Annotated in this window: 20 protein-coding genes and 1 pseudogene; 12 read left to right on the top strand and 9 right to left on the bottom strand. The window is 58.9% G+C overall.

All coding sequences use genetic code 11. The features are described from left to right. Nucleotides 1–65: 65 nt before the first annotated feature. From rfbC to D8U18_RS13130, 4 genes are read left to right on the top strand one after another with little or no spacing between them, the layout of a single operon-like run. Entirely contained in the window at nt 66–611 is a 546-nt protein-coding gene (gene rfbC / locus D8U18_RS13145; protein WP_130904487.1) for a dTDP-4-dehydrorhamnose 3,5-epimerase, read from the top strand. Nucleotides 612–647: 36 nt separating this feature from the next. Beyond that, nucleotides 648–2,456 carry an ATP-binding protein gene (locus D8U18_RS13140; RefSeq protein ID WP_131107769.1) on the top strand — a complete coding sequence of 603 codons (1,809 nt, stop codon included), beginning with the start codon at nt 648–650 and terminating at the stop codon, nt 2,454–2,456. Then, entirely contained in the window at nt 2,453–3,847 is a 1,395-nt protein-coding gene (locus D8U18_RS13135; protein WP_056852127.1) for a sigma-54 dependent transcriptional regulator, read from the top strand. Before D8U18_RS13140 ends, D8U18_RS13135 begins: the two co-directional genes overlap by 4 nt. A gap of 38 nt (nt 3,848–3,885) precedes the next feature. After that, the gene (locus D8U18_RS13130; protein ID WP_056852126.1) at nt 3,886–4,341 is read left to right on the top strand and encodes a thioesterase domain-containing protein; all 456 of its coding nucleotides are present in this window, start codon (nt 3,886–3,888) and stop codon (nt 4,339–4,341) included. A 7-nt stretch (nt 4,342–4,348) separates the two neighbouring features. Here the strand turns inward: D8U18_RS13130 and D8U18_RS13125 are convergent, their stop codons facing one another. The 4 genes from D8U18_RS13125 to nudE all read right to left on the bottom strand — a co-directional run bounded on the left by D8U18_RS13125 (nt 4,349) and on the right by nudE (nt 6,861). After that, the gene (locus tag D8U18_RS13125; protein ID WP_056852125.1) at nt 4,349–4,765 is read right to left on the bottom strand and encodes a hypothetical protein; all 417 of its coding nucleotides are present in this window, start codon (nt 4,763–4,765) and stop codon (nt 4,349–4,351) included. 80 nt (nt 4,766–4,845) lie between these two features. Further along, nucleotides 4,846–5,268 (bottom strand): hypothetical protein, encoded by a 423-nt coding sequence (locus tag D8U18_RS13120; RefSeq protein ID WP_056852124.1) that lies wholly within the window; start codon nt 5,266–5,268, stop codon nt 4,846–4,848. 196 nt (nt 5,269–5,464) lie between these two features. Continuing rightward, on the bottom strand, nt 5,465–6,298 hold the full coding sequence (gene cysQ / locus D8U18_RS13115) for a 3'(2'),5'-bisphosphate nucleotidase CysQ (RefSeq protein ID WP_131107768.1): 834 nt from the start codon (nt 6,296–6,298) through the stop codon (nt 5,465–5,467). After that, on the bottom strand, nt 6,295–6,861 hold the full coding sequence (nudE, locus tag D8U18_RS13110) for an ADP compounds hydrolase NudE (protein ID WP_034148495.1): 567 nt from the start codon (nt 6,859–6,861) through the stop codon (nt 6,295–6,297). The genes cysQ and nudE overlap by 4 nt, the downstream gene beginning before the upstream one ends. Before the next feature lie 89 nt (nt 6,862–6,950). Between nudE and yrfG the strand changes: the two genes are divergently transcribed. After that, nucleotides 6,951–7,613: a GMP/IMP nucleotidase gene (yrfG, locus tag D8U18_RS13105; RefSeq protein WP_056852122.1), complete on the top strand. Its 663-nt coding sequence runs from the start codon at nt 6,951–6,953 to the stop codon at nt 7,611–7,613. 146 nt (nt 7,614–7,759) lie between these two features. Here the strand turns inward: yrfG and lysM are convergent, their stop codons facing one another. Next, nucleotides 7,760–8,209, bottom strand: coding sequence for a peptidoglycan-binding protein LysM (gene lysM, locus D8U18_RS13100; protein WP_056852121.1), 450 nt, complete (start codon nt 8,207–8,209; stop codon nt 7,760–7,762). Between the two features lie 130 nt (nt 8,210–8,339). On the opposite strand from lysM, the gene D8U18_RS13095 reads away from it, so the two are divergent. The 4 genes from D8U18_RS13095 (at nt 8,340) to D8U18_RS13080 (ending at nt 13,355) form a co-directional block, all read left to right on the top strand. Continuing rightward, entirely contained in the window at nt 8,340–9,227 is an 888-nt protein-coding gene (locus D8U18_RS13095; RefSeq protein ID WP_056852120.1) for a LysR family transcriptional regulator, read from the top strand. A gap of 92 nt (nt 9,228–9,319) precedes the next feature. After that, a complete protein-coding gene (fdhD, locus tag D8U18_RS13090) occupies nt 9,320–10,159 on the top strand; it encodes a formate dehydrogenase accessory sulfurtransferase FdhD (RefSeq protein WP_130904491.1) in 840 nt (279 codons plus the stop codon). Beyond that, entirely contained in the window at nt 10,156–12,504 is a 2,349-nt protein-coding gene (locus tag D8U18_RS13085) for an FdhF/YdeP family oxidoreductase (protein ID WP_130907188.1), read from the top strand. Before fdhD ends, D8U18_RS13085 begins: the two co-directional genes overlap by 4 nt. A 359-nt stretch (nt 12,505–12,863) precedes the next feature. Continuing rightward, nucleotides 12,864–13,355 (top strand): glycine zipper domain-containing protein, encoded by a 492-nt coding sequence (locus D8U18_RS13080; protein WP_056852117.1) that lies wholly within the window; start codon nt 12,864–12,866, stop codon nt 13,353–13,355. A 62-nt stretch (nt 13,356–13,417) separates the two neighbouring features. Here the strand turns inward: D8U18_RS13080 and D8U18_RS13075 are convergent, their stop codons facing one another. The 3 genes from D8U18_RS13075 to D8U18_RS13065 all read right to left on the bottom strand — a co-directional run bounded on the left by D8U18_RS13075 (nt 13,418) and on the right by D8U18_RS13065 (nt 17,271). Beyond that, complete coding sequence (locus tag D8U18_RS13075) at nt 13,418–13,837, bottom strand: thioesterase family protein (RefSeq protein WP_056852116.1); 420 nt, start codon at nt 13,835–13,837, stop codon at nt 13,418–13,420. 144 nt (nt 13,838–13,981) lie between these two features. Continuing rightward, nucleotides 13,982–15,208: a 3-hydroxyacyl-CoA dehydrogenase gene (locus D8U18_RS13070; RefSeq protein WP_056852115.1), complete on the bottom strand. Its 1,227-nt coding sequence runs from the start codon at nt 15,206–15,208 to the stop codon at nt 13,982–13,984. A gap of 134 nt (nt 15,209–15,342) precedes the next feature. Continuing rightward, a complete protein-coding gene (locus D8U18_RS13065; RefSeq protein WP_131107767.1) occupies nt 15,343–17,271 on the bottom strand; it encodes a RecQ family ATP-dependent DNA helicase in 1,929 nt (642 codons plus the stop codon). 361 nt (nt 17,272–17,632) lie between these two features. Between D8U18_RS13065 and D8U18_RS13060 the strand changes: the two genes are divergently transcribed. The 3 genes and pseudogenes from D8U18_RS13060 to D8U18_RS29030 form a co-directional block, all read left to right on the top strand. Further along, a complete protein-coding gene (locus D8U18_RS13060; protein ID WP_056852113.1) occupies nt 17,633–17,914 on the top strand; it encodes a hypothetical protein in 282 nt (93 codons plus the stop codon). Nucleotides 17,915–18,016: 102 nt separating this feature from the next. After that, nucleotides 18,017–19,144, top strand: a complete 1,128-nt coding sequence (locus D8U18_RS13055; RefSeq protein ID WP_131107766.1) for a hypothetical protein — start codon at nt 18,017–18,019, stop codon at nt 19,142–19,144. A gap of 220 nt (nt 19,145–19,364) precedes the next feature. Further along, nucleotides 19,365–19,679, top strand: a pseudogene (locus D8U18_RS29030) (Fic family protein); the annotation flags it as partial. Between the two features lie 96 nt (nt 19,680–19,775). On the opposite strand, the gene D8U18_RS13045 reads toward D8U18_RS29030, so the two are convergent. Beyond that, nucleotides 19,776–21,317, bottom strand: coding sequence for a phosphoenolpyruvate carboxykinase (locus D8U18_RS13045; RefSeq protein ID WP_131107764.1), 1,542 nt, complete (start codon nt 21,315–21,317; stop codon nt 19,776–19,778). Between the last annotated feature and the right edge of the window lie 208 nt (nt 21,318–21,525).

The raw sequence follows: 21,525 nt of genomic DNA, 5'->3' as shown, positions 1-21,525 counted from the left end.
ACCCCTCGCTTCGATCGGCCCCTTGCGCAAGAATGTCGGGCATTAGCCCATTTCTGGAGAAAGCCATGAAAGCCGTCACCACCGACCTGCCCGGTGTGCTGATCCTTGAACCCACCGTCATGGGCGATGAGCGCGGCTTTTTTTTCGAGAGCTTCAACACCCGCGCTTTTCAACAAGCAACGGGGCTGGCCCCAACGTTCGTCCAGGACAATCATTCCCGCTCGAAGAAAGGCGTACTTCGAGGCCTGCATTACCAGTTGCAAAACACTCAGGGCAAATTGGTGCGCGTGGTCATTGGCGAAATGCTCGACGTGGCTGTGGACATCCGCCGCAGCTCGCCCCACTTCGGCAAGTGGATTGCGGTGCGCCTGTCCGCCGAAAACCGTCGCCAACTGTGGATTCCCGAAGGTTTTGCTCACGGCCTGGTGGCGTTGAGCGAGGTTGCCGAGTGCCTCTACAAAACCACTGACTATTACAACCCGGCCGCCGAACACAGCATCCGCTGGAACGACCCGGACCTGGCCATCGATTGGCAACTGGACTGCGCACCACAACTGTCGCCCAGGGATCAGAATGCAACACTCTTCAAGGACGCCGACGTCTTTGCCTAGGCATAATGCGTCGATATCCACAGGCGCTCGATGCTCATGACTCCGACCCTCCCCCGCAGACCCCGCTGGCGCAGCCTGGCGCTGCTGGCATTGTGCCTGGCGCCGTTGCTGTGGCCGCTCGAGCATCTGGCCGAGCGCTACTACCGCAGCGAACTGGCCGGGCAAAATCGCCAGACCCTCGACCTGTACGTCGCCAACCTGCTGGGCACTTTGCACCGCTACGAAGTATTGCCACAGATTCTCGGCGATCTGCCGGCCCTGCGCGCCGTACTCGGCGCTCCCGACGATAGCGTCACCCAGGGCAATGCCAATCGTCTGCTGAAAAACATCAGCACGCAGACCGGCGCCGAAGTCATGTACCTGATGGACACCACGGGCAAGACGCTGGCCGCCTCCAATTGGGACAAGCACGACAGTTTCGTCGGGCGCAATTTCTCCTTCCGCCCGTACTTCAGCGAAGCGATGGCAGGGCGCCTGGGACGTTTCTTCGGGCTGGGCACCACCTCGGCCAAACGCGGCTATTTCTTCGCCGCAGCGGTGCGCAATGGCGAGAAAATCACCGGTGTGCTGGTGGTCAAGGTCGACCTCGACCACACCGAAAGCCTGTGGGGCAAAACCCCGGAACAACTGCTGCTGACCGATCACAACGGCGTGGTCATCCTCACCTCGCGGCCGGAATGGCGTTTTCGCGCGACCCGACCGCTGAGCGAAGAAGAGCGCAAGGCAATCAGCGCGATCCAGCCCTATCCAACCCGTGATCCGCGACCGTTGAAACTCAATCCAAATGCCTGGCTGACCCAGTCCCAAGCGATTGCAGAAACCGGCTGGAACGTCAGCATCCTCGCCCCTCGCACCCTGATCGACCGCCCGGTGCGCACCGTCGTGGCCATCGGCGGCGCCACGCTGTTGGTGTTGATGCTGCTGCTCGGCCTGATGATGCAGCGTCGCCGTCACTACCTGGAACGTATCGCGTTCGAAGCCAAGGCCCGGCGCGAACTGGAAGGTCGGGTGGCCGAGCGAACCAGCGATCTGGAAGGCCTCAACCGTCGCCTGAAACAGGAAGTGCTGGAACGCGAGCAGGCTCAGCAAGACCTGGTGCGCGCCCAGGATGACCTGGTGCAGGCCGGCAAACTCTCGGCGCTGGGCACCATGTCAGCGAGTATCAGCCACGAGCTCAATCAACCGCTGGCCGCCATTCGCAGCTACGCGGAAAACGCCGAAGTGTTGCTCGACCATCAACGCACCGAAGATGCCCGCGGCAACCTCAAGTTGATCAGCGAACTGACCGGGCGCATGGCGTCGATTATCGCTCACTTGCGGGCCTTCGCCCGTCGCGACCGCCACGCGCCGGAAAGCGTGGCCTTGCAACCGGCGCTGGACGATGCCCTGGCCTTGCTGGCCAAGCGTCGACGCAGCATGGAAGTCGAGTTGATCCGTGACTTGCCTGCCGCGACATTGTGGGTCGAAGCCGGTGAAACCCGTCTGCGCCAAGTGCTCGGCAACCTGCTGGCCAACGCACTCGACGCCCTCACGGAAAAAGGTCCGCCACGCAAACTCTGGCTGAGTGCCCAGACCACCGTCGATGGCGTCCACCTGTACATTCGCGACAACGGCCCCGGCTTTTGCATGGAAGCCCTTGGTCGCGCCAGCGAGCCCTTCTACACCACCAAGACCCGTACTCAGGGGCTTGGCCTGGGCCTGGCCATTTGCGAGACGCTGATGCGCGCCTTCGGTGGTGAACTGTCGTTCGCCAACCACAAGGAGGGCGGCGCGCTGATTACCCTGAAGCTACGCGCAGGCGCACCCGGTGTGAGCCTGCAACCGTCCGAGGACCGAAGTGCATGACCATCGACAATCGCATTCAGGTCGTGTTGATCGACGACGATCCCCACCTGCGCCAGGCCCTGAGCCAGACCCTCGATCTGGCCGGCCTGAAAATCCTGCCGCTGGCCGAAGCCAAGGGCCTGGCCGGGCAACTGGAACGTGACTGGCCGGGTGTGGTGGTCAGCGACATTCGCATGCCGGGCATGGACGGTCTCGAACTGCTGACCGAACTGCACGCCCAGGACCCGGAGCTGCCGGTACTGTTGATTACCGGTCACGGCGACGTGCCGCTGGCGGTGCAAGCCATGCGCGCCGGGGCTTATGACTTCCTGGAAAAACCCTTCGCCAGCGACGCCCTGCTCGACAGCGTGCGCCGCGCCCTGGCCCTGCGCCGGTTGGTGCTGGATAACCGCAGCCTGCGTCTGGCACTGAGCGATCGCAATGAGCTGAGCACTCGCCTGGTCGGGCATTCGCCGTCGATGCTGCGCCTGCGCGAGCAGATCGGCGCATTGGCGGCGACCAAGGCTGACGTGCTGATCCTCGGCGAAACCGGAGCCGGCAAGGAAGTCGTCGCGCGGGCGCTGCACGACCTGTCGAGCCGGCGTAACGGTCCGTTCGTGGCGATCAATGCCGGGGCGCTGGCCGAATCGGTGGTCGAAAGTGAACTGTTCGGCCATGAACCGGGCGCTTTCACCGGCGCGCAAAAGCGTCGCATCGGCAAGTTCGAATTCGCCAACGGCGGCACGCTGTTCCTCGATGAAATCGAAAGCATGAGCCTGGATGTGCAGGTAAAACTGCTGCGTCTGCTGCAAGAGCGGGTGGTCGAACGCCTGGGCGGCAATCAACTGATCCCGCTGGACATCCGCATCATCGCCGCCACCAAGGAAGACCTGCGGCAATCAGCCGATCAGGGCCGTTTCCGCGCCGACCTGTATTACCGCCTGAACGTCGCGCCGCTGCGCATTCCACCGCTGCGCGAGCGCGGTGAAGATGCGCTGGTGCTGTTCCAGCATTTTGCCGATGAAGCCAGCGCTCGCCATGGCTTGCCGCCCCATGAACTGCAGCCGGGGCAACGCGCACTGCTGTTGCGCCACACCTGGCCCGGCAATGTGCGCGAACTGCAAAACGCTGCCGAACGCTTCGCCCTCGGCCTGGAACTGGCACTGGACAACAATGAGCCGCAGGGCGCCGTCGGGACCGTGGTTGAAATGGTCAGCGGAGGCTTGAGCGAGCAAGTGGAAAACTTCGAGAAAACCCTGATTGCCGCGGAACTGGCGCGCTCGCACAGCTCGGTGCGCAGCGTTGCCGAAGCCCTTGGCATTCCGCGCAAGACCTTGCACGACAAACTGCGCAAACACGGTCTGAGCTTCGCCGACAGCGGTGCCACCAGCCACACCGACGACCTCGATTGAGCCTCGTCAAACCATCAACTGCCAATAAGAGGCCCTGAATGAGCCGCGAAAGTCGTCAACTGGAATCCGTCCTCCACCACGACATCCCCCTCACCCGGGACATGGGCCTCAAGGTGCTCGACTGGCACGATCAGCAACTGCGCCTGCACTTGCCACTGGACGCCAACGTCAACCACAAGAGCACCATGTTCGGCGGCAGCTTGTATTGCGGCGCCGTGCTGGCCGGTTGGGGCTGGCTGCATTTGCGCCTCAAGGAAGAAGGCATCACCGACGGGCACATCGTGATTCAGGAAGGGCAGATCAGTTATCCGCTACCGGTGACGGGGGATGCCAATGTCATTTGCCAGGCGCCGGATCCGGTGATCTGGAAAAAATTCCTGACCACGTTCCAGCGATACAGCCGAGCGCGATTGACGCTGCATACGCGGGTGGTGAATTCGGGGAGCGATGAGGTTGCGGTGCGGTTTACCGGGCAGTACGTACTGCACCGGTAAATTCGCGTTAGTCGGATTTGGGTGTTTTGGTGAACGTCAGAACGACGTCATCAGCTCCCTGTTCTCTACGCTGAAAAGCCGCAATGGACTTATTCCGGCAAAGCACTTTCTCGAAACCGACGATATCAATCTCAAGGGCATAGTCCCCCTTGAGCTCGCAGGTGATCCGATTGCCGTAAACCGCGTCCGGACGCGTATCGTGATATGTATTGATGAAGCCCAAAATATTCTCACTTCCCTCGACCGGCGTAATATTCGCGTGGGCAACAGATTCCACCCTATCCGGGTCACCGTGTTTCAACCTGCCAAAAGGCGTGATCAGCTCAAGTCCTTCTGGAGGCGCCTTGATTGTAAGTGTTCCTGCATAAGTCGGTCCCGACATCAGAAACACGGACGCGACAATGAACAGACTCTTTATATTCATTTTCAGGTTTCCTTGCCTGCGAACAAACATGATTAGCATTCGGGAGGCTCACCGGCCTCCCGCGTTGCATGATGTACTCATCAATTTTTATTGAACGTAAGGATTACATCGCTAGCCCCTTCACTTCTTAACTGCGTGAAGGACTTTTTTGAATCCTTACAGTCATCTACTTCAAAACCAACGATATTCACCGTAACGGTGTAAGGGGCCTTTATTTCACAGGTGATGTTGTTGCCATACAAAAACTCATCACCCTCGTGGTGACTGATAGTGAGGTAACCAATGATCGCCGGTGTGCCTGTCGCCGTTTCTGGAGAAATTACTTGATAGGAGTCCGTAGCGCCAACCAGAACCAAATCATTGTCTCCGTACTTGATCGTGCCGTTGCTACTGGTTATCAAATCAAGTCCTTGGGGCGGAGCCTTGATAGTCAGCGTTCCGGCAGAAACTGTGTTTATTACTGTCAGCAAAGAGCCGAGTAAAATCGCACTGGCAATTTTCATAGCTAACAAATCCTTCCTGAGTAAATTTAGCCGAGAAGAAACTCAGAGCCTCAAGCAAATAATAAAACTGCTTACTCAGGCAATGGACTGCATCCGGATTTGATACTAGCAGTAAAGATTCAACTCGAAACCTGTAAAATCTGACAGTGTATAAAACAACAGGCGTTACAGATTCAAAAAACTCGACCCGCCAAATTCAGTGTTTATTACAAGTTAAATATGTTAATTGCTCTCTCCAGGCGGCTTTCGCCGGAAGTGCGACAAAGAACTCATTCAACAGCGATTCCCGCGCCGGATAACAGAACCGCGCGCCGCTCAAATCCAGCACCTCACCGCCCGCGCCTTCGAGCACACCTTGCGCCGCCGCGGTATCCCATTGCGAAGTCGGTGCCAGACGCGGGTAAAAATCCGCTGCGCCTTCAGCCAACAGACAAAACTTCAGCGAGCTGCCGATGTTGGCCAGTTGCAATTCGCCAAGGCTGGCGCTCAACCCCGCCAACAAACGCTCCTGTTCCGGGCTGGTATGGCGGCGACTGGCAACCACGGTGAACGGCTGACCGGGAGCCAAGGCATCGCGCACCTGGATCGCCACCGGCGTAGCGCCTTTATCACCCCGCCACGCGCCGAGCCCGGCACCGCCGACATAGAAGCGTCCATTGGTCGGCATCGACACCACGCCGAACACCACTTGGCCGTTTTCAATCAGGGCAATGTTCACGGTGAACTCTTCGCTGCCGGCAATGAACTCCTTGGTGCCGTCCAGCGGATCGACCAGCCACCAACGCTGCCATCCCGCACGCACGCTTTGCGGGATATTGGCATCCTCCTCTGACAGCACCGCAATGCTCGGGTCCAACGCCGTCAGCCCAGCCAGAATCAGATGATGAGCCGCCAGGTCTGCCGCCGTGACAGGCGAGTCATCGGATTTGGCCGTCACCGCTGTGCCAGTTCGCCAAAATGGCAGGATCGCTTCACCGGCCTTCAGGGCCAGTTCAATCACGGGGGCCATCAATGGGTGAGGGAACGTCATGGCAAAAACACTCCACGCTGAGTCAAAAGATCACGGGCCAGATACAGCGCCGCCAAGGCACGGCCTTCGGTAAATTGCGGGTTTTGCGCCAGCGCCGACAACTCGCGCAGGTTGACTTTGCCCAGGCCCATCGGCTCCGGTTCGTCACCTTCCAGACGCTCTTCGTAGAGATCGGTGGCCAGCACCACCTGGATTTTCTGGCTCATGTAGCCGGGCGACAGCGACAACTCGGTCAGATGCTCCAATTGCCGCGCGCCAAAACCTGCCTCTTCCTTGAGCTCGCGTTCAGCTGCTGCGAGTACGTCTTCGCCCGGCTCGATCAGGCCTTTGGGCAGCGATAATTCGTACGCATCCGTGCCACCGCAATACTCCTCGACCAGCACCGCGTGATCGGCATCGAGCATCGCCACGATCATCACCGCGCCATACCCTGCGCCCTTACCAACCAATCGCTCATAGGTGCGCTCAACGCCATTGGAAAAGCGCAGTTTCAGCTCCTCAACGCAGAACAAACGGCTGGTGGCGACAATCTCGCGGGCGAGGATGGTGGGTTTCTGGCGCATGAGCGGCTCCTTGGCGTGAACGGGTTACTATACCCGGCCTATCCTGATTGTTTACCTCGGATATCTTTTTACCGCTGGAGAAGTTTTTTATGTCCCTGCTGCCCTGGCGCGACATCGACACCGTTCTGCTGGATATGGATGGCACGCTGCTGGACCTGCATTTCGATAACCACTTCTGGCTGGAGCATTTGCCCCAGCGTTATGCAGACCTGCACGGCGTGAGCCGGGCCATGGCCGAGATGGAGTTGCAACCGTTGTTCGAGCGCCACGCCGGTCAGTTGCAGTGGTACTGCCTGGATTTCTGGAGCGCCGAACTGAAACTGTCGGTGCGCGACCTGAAACTGGAAACCGCTCATCTGATCGCCCTGCGCCCGGACGCGGACACGTTCCTGGCGGCGATCAAACAGGCCGGCAAACGCGTGGTGCTGATCACCAACGCACACCGCGATTCGCTGTCCTTGAAACTGGAAAAAATCGAACTGGCGCCCTACTTCGAGCGGTTGATCAGCTCACACGATTACGGTTTCCCCAAGGAAAACCCGCAGTTCTGGGAGGCGTTGCAGGCCGACATCGACTTCGACCCGGCGCGCAGTCTGTTCATCGATGACACCCTGTCGATCCTGCGCAGTGCGCGAAACTTTGGCGTGGCGCATTTGCTGGCCGTAAAAGAACCGGACAGCCGACAAGGGCCGAGGGATACGGCGGAGTTTGCGGCAGTTGAGGATTATCGGGATTTGATTGCCGGGCTTTGAGACCTTGTGGCGAGGGAGCTTGCTCCCGCTCGGCTGCGCAGCAGGCGCACTTCAGCTGACATGATCTATCAGAAAGAACACATCAGCCGGATTGGGAGTGCTTCGCACGCCAGCGGGAGCAAGCTCCCTTGCCACGGGTTTTGTTTTTACTCGGGAATCCGCAACGACTGCCCCGGATAGATCTTGTTCACATCCTTGAGCATCGGTTTGTTCGCCTCGAAGATTTTGTTGTACAGGTTGGCATTGCCATACACACGCAGGGAAATGGCGCTCAAGGTGTCGCCCTTCTCGACCACGACGAACTTGGCGGCCACGACCACAGGTCCAGTAACAGTGATCTGGTCGTCAACAGCGCTGACACCGGCAACGTTGCCCAACGCCAGGAGGATCTTTTCTTTCTCTTCCTGGCTGTTTGCTTCGCCAGTGGCGATGACTTTATCGCCTTCGACCTTGACCTGGATCTTTGAAGTGTCGATCCCTGTCAGCGCGCTCTGCACGTGTTTGGTCAACGCTTCACTGTTGGCTTCAGCCTTGTCGGGCGTCAGTGCATCGAGGATTTTTTCACCAGCTTCTTTCAGAAAACTGAACAGGCTCATCGTGTGCTCTCCTTGGGAATTGATTGTTCCAGACGCAAAAGCCTAGACCACCGCCGTCACTTGCGAATCCAACCCGACCAATGACCCCGCTTGCGATAGAATCCGTAGCTTCCCGACCCCTGGAGCGAAGATGGACATCAAGCAGCTGAAATTCCTGATCGCTCTCGACGAAACCCGGCACTTCGGCCAGGCCGCCGCGCGTTGTCACATCACCCAGCCGACGCTGTCCATGCGCCTGCGCAGCCTTGAAGAAGAGCTTGAGCTGCCACTGGTCAATCGCGGGCAACGCTTCGAGGGCTTCACCGCGCCGGGCGAACGCGTGCTGGCCTGGGCGCGGACCGTGTTGGCCGCCTATGACGGCTTGTACGCCGAGGCAGCGGCCTGTCGCGGCAATCTGGTGGGGACTTTGCGTTTGGGAGTGGTGCCGCTGTCGAGCTTCGATCCGCTGCCGTTGATGCAACGCCTGCACGCCGAACACCCGAACCTGCGCTTTGAACTGTCGGCACTCAGCTCCGAACAGATCCTCGAACAATTGGCGAACAATCGTCTGGATCTGGGAGTTTCCTATCTGGAACGCCTGGACGGCGAACACTTCGACTCGCTGGCCTTCAGCGAAACCCGCATGGGTCTGCTCTACGATCAGCGATTCTTCAGCTTTGGCGAGGCGCCGCTGAGTTGGGAGTCGCTGATCGAATTGCCGCTGGGCATGCTCACCAGCGGCATGCACTTTCGCCAGTCCATCGATCACAACTTCCACAGCCGTGGCCTCACCCCGCAGCCCCTGTTACAGACCGACGCCGTGCATCAACTGTTACAAGCTGTGCATGGCGGCCTGTGTTGTGCGGTGATGCCGCTGGAGGGTGGTCTCGAAGGCCTGACCGAGCACTTGCGCCTGCAACCGATTGCAAATGCCCAGACGCTCGGCCGGCTGGGGTTGATCATGCGTCGCAGTGCTCCACGCTCGGCTTTGGCAGAAGCTTGCTTTGCGATCTATCAGCAATCGTTGACCCAAGCTTGATCGACGGCATCTATCGGCACATAAGTAATAGCGATTAGACGCGACAGTTTGCCGCGCCTAGTCTTAAAGCTGACCAAACCGTCGGTGATGCCATGAAAGCCAAGCGCCCTGCCTGCGCGGCGCCTGCCCTCGAAACGCCCGCGCCCGCCGCCAGCCAGACCTATAGCTACAGCAATCTTGAATATTCGGAATCGGACAGCACAGCGCTGGCCGAAGAAGTCGCGTTGGCGATTGCCTATAACGGCATCAGCCAGGCCGTGATGCTGGTGACGCCGACTGACCTCGAAGACTTTATTGTCGGCTTCAGCCTGGGCAGCGGCATCATCGAGGACGCCAATGATATTTATGATTTGCAGCTCAGCGGTTCAGGGTCAGCTCAATACGCGCAAGTGACCATCGCCAACCGTGCGTTCTGGAACCTCAAGCAGCAGCGTCGGCAACTGGCCGGCACCAGCGGTTGCGGCCTGTGCGGCGTAGAAGCGGTGGAGCAGGCCCTGCCGGATCTCAAAGTGTTGTCCGGCGCCCCGCTACCGCCCGCCGAATGGCTCGACGGCCTGCGCCAGCGCATCGGCGCGTTCCAGCCTTTGGGCCAGCATTGCGGTGCAGTGCATGCCGCAGTGTTCATGAATGACCGCGGCGAATTGTTGCTCGGTCGGGAAGACATTGGCCGGCACAACGCCCTCGACAAGCTGATCGGCGGACTGGTTCGCCAGAACATTTCGATTGAAGGCGGGCTGGCGATTGTCACCAGCCGTTGCAGTCTCGAATTGATTCAGAAAGTCTTGCGCGCCGGCATCCAGACCCTGGTCAGCCTGTCGTCGCCCACGGGCCTTGCCGTGCAGTGGGCCCGACGACACAACCTCAACCTCATCCATTTGCCACAGAAAAATGCGCCACGGGTCTACAGCCCTGCTTTGGAGAATCAAGCGTGAGTCAACACCGTCAAGCCGACCAGACACCCGTTCCTCGCTACAAACCCTACAAAGGTCCGGCCGGTGGTTGGGGCGCACTGATCAGCGTCGCCCAGGCCTGGTTGACCAGCGACAACGCGCTGAAAAACCTGCGCATGATGCTCAAGACCAACAAGAACGGCGGCTTCGACTGCCCCGGTTGTGCCTGGGGCGATTCCAATGAAGCCGGTATGGTGGCGTTCTGTGAAAACGGCGCCAAAGCGGTGAACTGGGAAGCGACCAAACGCCGGGTCGATGGCAAGTTCTTCGCCAGACACAGCGTCACTTCATTGCTGGAGCAGAGCGACTACTGGCTCGAATATCAAGGCCGTCTGACCGAGCCGCTGCGTTACAACGCACAAACCGATCGCTACCAGCCCATCAGCTGGGACGAAGCCTTTGCACTGATCGCCAAACACTTGAAGGGCCTGTCGAGCCCGGATCAGGCCGAGTTCTACACCTCGGGGCGGGCCAGCAACGAGGCGGCTTTTCTTTATCAATTGTTTGTGCGCGCCTACGGCACCAACAATTTTCCCGACTGCTCGAACATGTGCCACGAGGCCAGTGGTGTTGCGTTGTCGCAAAGTGTCGGTGTCGGCAAAGGCACCGTAACCTTCGATGACTTCGAACACGCCGATGCGATTTTCGTCTGGGGACAGAACCCTGGCACCAACCACCCGCGGATGCTCGAACCGCTGCGTGAGGCGGTGAAGCGTGGCGCACAAGTGGTGTGCATCAACCCGCTCAAGGAGCGCGGCCTGGAACGTTTCCAGCATCCGCAACACCCGATCGAAATGCTCACCAATAGTGACAAGCCAACCAACACCGCGTACTTCCGCCCGGCACTGGGCGGAGACATGGCGATCATGCGCGGCATGGCCAAGTTTCTGCTGCAGTGGGAACGCGATGCGCAAAAGACTGGCGCGCCGGCGGTGTTCGACCACGACTTCCTCAACGAGCACAGCGTCAACGTGCTGGACTACCTGGCTGTCATCGACGACACCCCGTGGGAGCAGATCGTCGCGCAATCCGGCCTGCCGCTGGTGGAAATCGAGCAAGCCGCGCGCATGTACGCCAAGGGCAAGAACGTCATCATGTGCTGGGCGATGGGCATCACCCAGCATCGCCACTCGGTGGCAACTATCCAGGAAATCGCCAACCTGATGCTGCTGCGCGGCAACATCGGTCGGCCGGGCGCAGGCCTGTGCCCGGTGCGCGGCCACAGTAACGTGCAGGGCGACCGGACCATGGGCATCAACGAACGTCCGCCGGTGGCGTTTCTCGATGCGCTGGAACGGCGCTTCCAGTTCAAGGTGCCCCGTGAAAATGGCCACAACGTGGTCGAGGCCATCCACGCCATGGCCGAAGGCCGGGCGAAAGTGTTCATTGCCCTGGGCGGCAACTTCGCCCAAGCCACCCCCGACAGCACTCGAACCTTCCAGGCCCTGAGCAATTGTGACCTGACCGTTCAGATCAGCACCAAGCTCAACCGCAGCCATTTGGCTCACGGTAAAGACGCGTTGATTCTGCCGTGCCTGGGCCGTACCGACATCGACCGGCAAACCGAAGGCCCGCAAGCGGTGACCGTCGAAGACTCGTTCAGCATGGTCCATGCCTCCAATGGTCAACTGGAGCCGCTGTCGAACCAGATGCGCTCTGAGCCGGCGATCCTCGCCGGCATCGCCGCCGCAACCCTGGGCAATCATCCGGTGGACTGGAACTGGCTGGTCGGCGACTACCGCCGCATCCGCGACCTGATCGCCGAGACCATCCCCAACTTCAAAGACTTCAACGAAAAGATCAAGAACCCGGGCGGCTTCTACCTCGGCAACAGTGCCGGTGCGCGCAAGTGGAACACCGTATCGGGCCGGGCCAATTTCAAACCGAACCTGTTGCCCAAGGACCTGGTACACGAACGCACTCGCGCCACCGGCAAGCTGCCGGACCTGATCATGCAATCGATGCGATCGCACGATCAGTACAACACCACGATCTATGGCCTCAACGATCGTTATCGCGGAGTGAAGGGTCAGCGCGATGTGTTGTTCGTCAACGAAGCCGACATCATTCGCCTGGGCTTCAAACCGGGGCAAAAGGCTGACATCGTTTCGCTCTGGGATGACGGCGTTGAACGCCGGGTGAAAGGCTTCACGCTGCTGGCATTCGACATCCCGGCCGGGCAGGCGGCGGCGTACTACCCGGAAGTGAATCCGTTGGTGCCGCTGGAAAGCACCGGGGACGGTAGTCATACGCCGACGTCGAAATTTGTGGCGATCCGCCTGGAAGCGGCGAGTGAGAGCGGGTTGATCATGGCCAGGTCGGCGTAACGCGACGTCTGATCTGCCCCCATCGCCAGCAGGCTCGCTCCCACATTCGATCTTCAGTGAACACATCATTGGTGTTCGACGGAAATCCACTGTAGGAGCGAGCCTGCTCGCGATGGCGCCGGACCGTTCAATCCATGTTTCAATACTGTCGAAAAATTTCCAAACGCCCACAAAAAAGGCCGTTTTCTAACGAAAACAGCCTTTGCGAAGTAGTAAAAGACCGGCGAAAAACAGTTAAGTTCCGCCCAAAAAACAGCAACTTATAGAAATGTGCTGAAGTCGTGTTACTCGTCGGATTTCGATTGTCACACCTCTGACACAGCCTCAGGATCGCGTCGTCATCCCCTTGAGGTTCCTCCATGAAGTTCTCCTCGATTCTCTTGTTGTCCCTTGGCCTGGTCAGTGGCATTGCCTCTGCCGGCGGCACCACCGAAGCAGGTGTGGGCGGCGCATTGGGCGGGGTTCTAGGCTCAGTCGTCGGCCAATCGATTGGCGGCAATACAGGTTCCACTATCGGCGCGGCCCTGGGCGGCGCGGGTGGTAGCGCAGTTGGCGCAGACAAACGCAGCCGTGGCGAAGCCGCCATTGGTGGTGCGTTGGGCGCGGCTGGCGGTAACGTGGTCGGCCGCAGTGTGGGCGGCACCACCGGCAGCCTGATCGGCTCCGCAGCAGGCGGCGGCGCCGGCGGCGCGCTGGGTAACTACATGGGCAACAAGAGCGATGACGATGACGATGATGATCGCCGTTATCGTGGCCATGATGATCGTCGTTACTACCGTGACGGTCACCCGGGCCGTGGCCATGCCTATGGTCATCGCAAGCACCACAAACACTACCGCCATCGCGACTGACCGAAGAGGTCTCGCTGGTAACGAAATCGCAGCCCGAGGGCTGCGATTTTTTTTTGCCGGCGTTACACCACCAGACGCTCCAGTGCCTCGCGCAAACCGGCCGGAATCGCCACCGGCTGATTCGAAGCGCGGTCGACAAACACATGCACGAAGCGACCCGCTGCGCAGGCTTCGTCCTCTCCTTGCTTGAACACCGCCAACTCGTACTGGACCGAGCTGTTACCCAGTTTTGCGACCCGCAACCCGATCTCGATCCGCTCCGGAAAAGCGATGGAAGCAAAGTAATCGCAGGCTGAGCTCACCACGAACCCCACCACTTCGCCGTCATGGATATCCAGACCACCGACTTCGATCAGGTAAGTGTTCACCGCCGTATCGAAGAAGCTGTAGTAGGTGACGTTATTGACGTGACCGTAGGCATCGTTGTCATGCCAGCGGGTGGTGATGGGCTGGAAGTGTCGGTACTCGGTGCGTTGCGGCATCTGCGTTGCTTCCTGGGGCTTGAACTTCGATTTTAAAGTGAAACCGCGTCGTGATCATCGCTGGCAAGCCAGCTCCCACAGACCACCACTAACCTTGTGGGCGCTGGCTTGACAGCGAAGGCGCCCTCCCAGGCGTCCCATCGATCACCTATCGGCAAACCCTTTACCCGCCGCCGCCAGTTCGCCTATCAACCGCGCCGGGCTCCAGTGATCCCCCTGGCGGGTCTCAAGCGCCAGCAAACGCTGATGAATATCCGCCAACCCCTGCTGGTCCGCCCAAGCCATTGGCCCACCCTTGTCGGCCGGGAAGCCGTAGCCGTTGAGGTACACCAGATCGATATCGTGGGCGGACTCTGCGATGCCTTCCTGAAGAATCTTCGCGCCTTCATTGACCAGGGCCAGCAGGCAGCGTTCGAGGATTTCTTCCTGGCTTATTTCGCGACGATGAAAGCCCAAGCCTTCGCTGACTTCCAGCACCAGCGCATCGACCTGCGGATCGTGTTCGGCCTGACGGCTGCCCGGCTCATAGTGATAAAACCCGTTGCCGCTCTTTTGACCGAAACGGCCCAGTTCACACAGGCGGTTATCCACCTGAACCTCTGGCGCATCCTGCCCCACACCCGACAGTTTCCGGGCGCGCCATTGCAGGTCGACACCGACGACGTCGAACATGCGGAACGGCCCCATGGCAAAACCGAAACCTTGCAGCGCCGCATCCACCTGATAGGGATAAGCCCCCTCCAGCAGCATTTTGCGCGCTTCGAGTACATAGGTATTGAGCATGCGGTTGCCGATGAAGCCGTCGCAATTGCCCGCCACCACACTGACCTTGCCCATGCGCTTGCCCAGCGCCAGCGCTGCCTCAAGTACCGCGGGAGCGGTCTGGGCACCGCGGACGATTTCGAGCAGTTTCATGATGTGCGCGGGGCTGAAAAAATGCAGGCCCAGGACTTGCTGAGGGCGACCGGTGACAGCAGCGATTGCGTCGATGTCCAGCGCCGAGGTGTTGCTCGCCAGAATGGCTTCAGGTTTGAGCAGGCTATCGAGTTCACGGAAAATCGACTGCTTGAGTTCCAGGTTTTCGTAAACGGCTTCGATCACCAGGTCAACGTCACGGATGGCCGCATAATCAGCCGCGCTGGTGACCCGGGCAATGCGGGCATCGGCCTCGGCCTGATTGATTCGCTCCTGCCGCACGCTGTGGGCGTAGGTGTCCGCGACGGCAACCAGTGCCTGCTCAAGCATCTGCGGATTGTTGTCGACCCACTGCACCGCTACGCCGGCGTTGGCCAGGCACATGACAATGCCACGGCCCATGGTGCCCGCGCCGATCACGGCTGCGCGCTGAATGTCGAACGGTGTCTGGCTCATATCTTGTTCTCTTGTTGGCGATCCAAAGACAGCCCTCACCATAGTCAGCCACCACGCTTTTTTGAAATTTATTCCTGTGATGAGCGACATTCAGCGGATGGATGCGCCCCAAGACATTCGCCAATCCCTGCAGGTTAAAGGTGTGACTGGGACCAGTTGCGCACCTCGGCATACGGATACTCCTCCAGCACCGCAAACCCCGGAATCGTGCGGGCCTTGAGCTTGGTAAACAGCGGCACACTGATCCCGCACAAGAACCGCGTCACTCGCTCAGCCGACGGCATGCTGCCCGTGTGCTGCTCATGCCTGTGGATAAACTCGCCACACAGCGCCTCGAAGGGTTTATCCACAAGTGCCGGCAGCTCCGGCGGTGCCGGTAGCCGGGCGACCTGACCCTGACACACCGAACAATGCCCGCACTGTTGCGGGGCATTGCTGTCGCCGAAATACTCAGCCAATCGAAATCCCAGGCAACGGTCGGTGGCGAACAGATCCAGCATCGCGTGTATCCGCGTGATTTCGGTGTGTTCATGCTGAGTGAAACCGGCGTGAAGTTCAGCGCTGAGTGCCTGGGGGTCGAAATCTGTTTTCAGCAGGGTATAGACCTCGGTCATCAACTTGCTTTCAAGCTCGACCCAGCCCTTCTCCTGGAAGTAATCCAGCGCCTTGACCACCCGGTTGCGCTCGGCCTGATGTTGCTCGTACAGCGCGTCGAAATTCACCGTGGCCCAGCTGCGCGCTCGCTTTGAGGTCTGGATGATCGCCGCGACGAAATCCCTGCGCTCGCCTTCGAAACGAGCCAGCAACGCTTCGGGTTCCTCCAGGTATTTGAAACGGTACTCAGCGTAATAGGCGTAACGCGGGGCGATGATTCCACGAAGCTCCAGTTGTACCAGCAAGGTCTTGAGCGGGAGCTGGCGAATATTGCTGTTGTCCGCCAAGGGACCCCACATAAACTCCCACTCCCCTTGCGGCGCGCACGCTTGCAACTCGTCTAGCACATGGCGGATACCGTCGAGCTCAGGGGTATCGCCGTAAACGAAGTTTTCCAGCACGTTGAGGCTGTCGCGGTTGGCCAGCACCAAACAATCGGACGGCTGACCGTCACGCCCGGCGCGGCCAATTTCCTGGCTGTAGTTTTCGATGGATTTGGGCAGGTCGAAATGCACGACGTTGCGGATATCGCTCTTGTCGATGCCCATGCCGAAAGCGATGGTGGCGACGATGCAATTGGACTGCCCGCCCATGAAACGCTTCTGGATGCCATCGCGCTGCTCGTGGGGCAAACCGGCGTGATAAGCCTCGGCCTGAATGCCATGGCGTTGCAGATGTTCGGCAATATGCTCGGCGGTTTTTTGCAAGGTGACGTAGACGATACTCGGCTGTCCGGGGCGTTCGCTCATCCATTCAACGAGGCGCCGTCGCTTGTCCTGACCGCGCACCGGTTCTACCCAGAGATTGAGGTTCGGGCGATAGAAACCGGTGGTCACCACATCTTCGGCAGCGATGGCGAATTTCGCCTGCATGTCGACGATGACCTTGGGCGTCGCGGTCGCCGTCAGCAGCAGCACTTGCGGGATGTTGAATTGCCGCTGGTAGTCGGGAAGCTTGAGGTAATCCGGGCGGAAGTTGTGGCCCCACTCCGAGATGCAGTGCGCCTCATCCACCACCAGCAACGAAATCGGCACTTGCTGCAGGAAATTGCGGAAACGCTCGTTCTTCAGGCGTTCCACCGACACCATCAGGATCTTCAATTCGCCGGACCTGGCGCGGGCCATCACCTCGCTGGCGTCATCGCGACTCTGCGCCGAATCGATACTGCCCGCCGCAATGCCGTGGCGTTGCAGAAACGCTAATTGATCCTGCATCAACGCCAGCAACGGCGAAACCACCAACGTCAGGTGCGGCAGCAGTACGGCCGATAATTGATAGCACAGGGATTTGCCGGAACCGGTGGGAAAAATCGCCGCCGCCGAGCGCCCCGCCATGATGGCGTTGAGCGTTTTTTCCTGACCGGGTCGAAACTGTGGATAACCGAAAACCTGTTCCAGGGTGTTGTGCATAAGCTGTCACTCCGTTGACCGCTGCGATGAGCAAAGCCTAGCCGGCGATCGCAGCGAGTCGAGAAAAGGTCGGGGCAAAAAACGATACGGGATGATACAGCGGATGGCTTGCATGGATTGCACGGCTTGCGGGAAGAGGTCAGCCCAATCACCACAGAAGCCGAAACAACCTACAGCGTCTGAGGCACCATCAACCAAGACGTAGTCCATTTCCTTATTAGCCAATAAAAACCCTACAAAACCTGTCGACCTCAGCCGTCTTGTCGCACCACACCACGCCCTTCTATAGTCACCGGCGCGGCTGAAACCAGTGACTCGGCCTGCCGGGAACACTTGCCGCTTTCGCACAGGACGCAACTCAATGACGCTCCCCGATCCTCCGACCGACCGCTATCGTCCCCTCAAAACCAGTTACAGCGAATCGCCCGTCCTCGTCATCGACACCACGGCCAGCACCGGCGACATCCTCGACGCCGCGCATCAACGCCTGCGGGCAGCCAGCGATTTGCTCGAAACGCTTTATTGCTTGTGCTTCAAACAGGCCGACGTTAAAGACATCCCTCACATCGTGAATGCGCTTTATCTATTAACGCAGGATGGCTGCCAACTACTGGAAGTTGCAAAACAAAGAATAAGACATTAAAGCCAAAAACAAATACTACAACCCCGGTAACAACTAACCACTTCATAATCCAATTTACTCAAACTAGTCTGCAGGCTCTTAAAACAAAACAAGAGCACCACAATGACTACATTAACTATTTTCTTTTGCGGTACCGGTTCGACCAAATTCGACAACCAAAACCCAACTTACTGGAATGGCGAACTGGTTTCGGCACTCGCCTCCCATCATGCTGGCAGAGAATTTGCCGAATGGATCGTGGTCGACGGCCCCGGTACCAGCAACCTGCAAGCTGATGAGCTGTTCACTCAATCCAAGGACTATGGCTTGAGCGGCACCTTGTTCGGCAAGGGCTGGGAGGAGAACGTCAAGCACGCCATCAACATCATCAAAGGCCAATGTGACTGGCAACGTGAAAAGCTGACCGAGACCGAATACAACCGCCTGAAGGCAGCCGGCATTCCAATCGAAGACGTGATCGTCGAAGGTTCCTGGCTGTGGCGTAAATATAACTACGGCGACCGCAGTGTGACCCAGCAGAAGTTGCAAGAACAAATCATCAAAACGTTTCGCAAGGACGGTGTTATTCCGACCAAGGTCAACTTGGTAGGCTGGAGTCGCGGCGGCATTAGTTGCCACATGCTGGCCAATGCCATGTTTAACGACAGCGAATTGAAGAACATCCCGGTCAATATTTTTGCGATTGATCCGGTACCGGGCATCGGTAACTTTCAGGAAAGCAAAGTAAAACTGAGTGCCAACGTAAAAGAATATGTCGGCTTCTACGCCCGAGACGAGCGCTCCAAAGGCTTCAGCTGTGTCATCCCGCAAACGGCCACCGGCACCCGAACCCACATCTACCCGATGCCCGGCCGCCATGGCACGCTGGTTGGCAACGCCGCAGCAGACGGGGTCAGCGGCCCTAAAGTGCTGACCGAACCCGGCCTGATCGTCCGTCACTTTGCCGAAGTGTGCCTGAAGCGCTGGGGCGTAACGCTGGACAAAACCCTCAACCTGAGCGCGGCCGACCTGCAGAACCACCACAACACCATGGTCAGCGCCGCCGCGAAATACAAAGCGATGGAGAAGTGCTCGTACACCTACTTCACTGAATTGGACCAGGGCGAGCGTTACGTTTCACTGGGCAGTTATGGGGTCAGGTTCTCGGCAGTGAAAGGCACGATCTATGCGCCAGCGGCCGGGCTGAGCAATGACCTTCTGGATGTGGCTTCGTACCAGCATATTCGTTGAGATGACGGGCGCGCGATGGTGGAAAGCGCGAGAACACTCTTCGCGAAAATTCCCATGGAAAGGGCCTAGCCGAGGTTCGGCCCGATCCTACAAGCGGGGACTCCTTATCGTTCCCACGCTCTGCGTGGGAATGCCTCAAGGGACGCTCCGCGTTCCAGCTCTCGAAAGGGACGCAGAGCGTCCCGGGCTGCATTCCCACGCAGAGCGTGGGAACGATCAAAAGATTTTTCGCGTCATGGAAAATGCCGCGTGGTTCGAAGGCGCCAGTAAAGCAGAGCTCATCGTCAAGGTTGCTGAAACGTATGGTGATTTAAATGTGATTCATCCTTTTCGCGAAGGTAACGGTCGGGCTCAACGGATCCTGTTTGAGCAAATCATCATCAATGCAGGGTTTGCTGTTGATTGGTGGCTGATCAAAGACAGCGCATGGATTCCCGCGAACATTGATGCGGTCACCTGCGATTACAGTGGCCTCCAAACTATTTTCGAGCGTTGCATTGGGGATCAGCTGAACATGCCACCACTACTGAATTGACCATTTCTATATTGGCAGTTGTGCGTCTGACGGTTAAACAGCACCCACAAAAAAGCCGCCCCGAGGGGCGGCTTTTTCATTGCATCAAACCAACACTTACAACTTAGGCCCAGCGGCCTTGATTGCATCGCTCACTTCGAACTTCTTGAAGTTCTCGATGAACAGGCCGGCCAATGCTTTGGCGGCTTCGTCGTAGGCGGCTTTGTCGGCCCAGGTGTTGCGTGGGTTCAGCAGGCCAGCCTCAACGCCCGGTACGGCCAGTGGCACGTCGAGGTTGATGGTGTCCAGGTGCTCGGTTTCGGTACCGATCAGCGCGCCGCTCTGGATCGCTGCGATCACCGCTCGGGTGGTCGGGATGTTGAAGCGCTTGCCGACGCCGTAGCCACCGCCGGTCCAGCCGGTGTTGACCAGGTAAACCTTGGAGCCGAAGCCGCGGATGCGCTTGATCAGCAGTTCGGCGTATTCGCCGGCTGGACGCGGGAAGAACGGTGCGCCGAAGCAGGTCGAGAAGGTCGACTTGATGCCGCTGCCCGAACCCATTTCAGTCGAGCCCACCAGTGCGGTGTAGCCGGACAGGAAGTGGTAGGCCGCTTGTTCTTCGTTGAGGATCGACACTGGCGGCAGCACGCCGGTCAGGTCGCAGGTCAGGAAGATCACAGCGTTCGGCTCGCCACCGAGGTTCTTCTCGGAACGCTTGGCAACGTGCTCCAGCGGGTACGCGGCACGGCTGTTCTGGGTCAGGCTGACATCGGCATAGTCGGCGTGCTTGGCATCGTCGATGACGACGTTTTCCAGGACCGCGCCGTGCTTGATGGCTTTCCAGATAACCGGCTCGTTCTTCTCGGACAAGTCGATGCACTTGGCATAGCAACCGCCTTCGATGTTGAACACTACGCCCTCGCCCCAACCGTGTTCGTCGTCACCGATCAGGTAACGGCTTTCGTCGGCGGACAGGGTGGTTTTACCAGTGCCGGACAGACCGAAGAACAGGGTCACGTCGCCTTCTTCGCCGATGTTGGCGGCGCAGTGCATTGGCAGCACGTCAGCGGCCGGCAGCAGGAAGTTCTGCACCGAGAACATGGCTTTCTTCATTTCACCGGCGTAACGCATGCCGGCGATCAGCACTTTTTTCTGTGCGAAGTTGATGATCACGCAACCGTCGGAGTTGGTGCCGTCACGCTCAGGCACGCACTCGAAGTTGGCCACGTTGAGCACTTGCCATTCTTCACGGCCAGCCGGGTTGTACTGGGCCGGGTTGATGAACAGGCAACGACCGAACAGGTTCTGCCAGGCAGTCTGGGTGGTCATTTTAACGGCCAGGTAGTGCTCGGAAGCGGCACCTACGTGGACGTGGGAAACGAAATGCTCTTGCGCGTTGTTGAACGCCTCGACACGGTTCCACAGGGCGTCGAATTTGTCGGCCGGGAACTTGCGGTTGATCGGGCCCCAGGCGATGGCGCCCGTGGTGCTCGGCTCATCAACGATGAAACGATCGACTGGCGAACGGCCGGTACGGTGACCGGTACGAACAACCAGTGCGCCGGTATCGGCAAGCTCGCCTTCACCGCGGTTGAGGGCTTCTTTAACCAGATCATCAACACTCAGATCGGTGTACACGGCGTTATTGGCTTGCGTCATGAGGTTCCCCGTCGGCCAGTGGCCGAGTGCTCCAAACGTTTTTGTAGTAGAAAGTCGTGCACTACTACCGCGAAAAAAGTGGCCCGGATTATGCCAGAAAAGCCCAAAAAAAGTAGGCCCCTCCTGTCGTAACGGCGTAAATCCGGCACCGAGCAGTGAATTTACCTGCGCTGAACCGTTTTAGTGACGGGTATCTGACGGGGTCTCG

It is taken from the genome of Pseudomonas sp. Sample_10 (genome assembly GCF_004321495.1).
Lineage (GTDB): Bacteria > Pseudomonadota > Gammaproteobacteria > Pseudomonadales > Pseudomonadaceae > Aquipseudomonas.
This window is presented reverse-complemented; position numbering and strand designations above follow the sequence as displayed.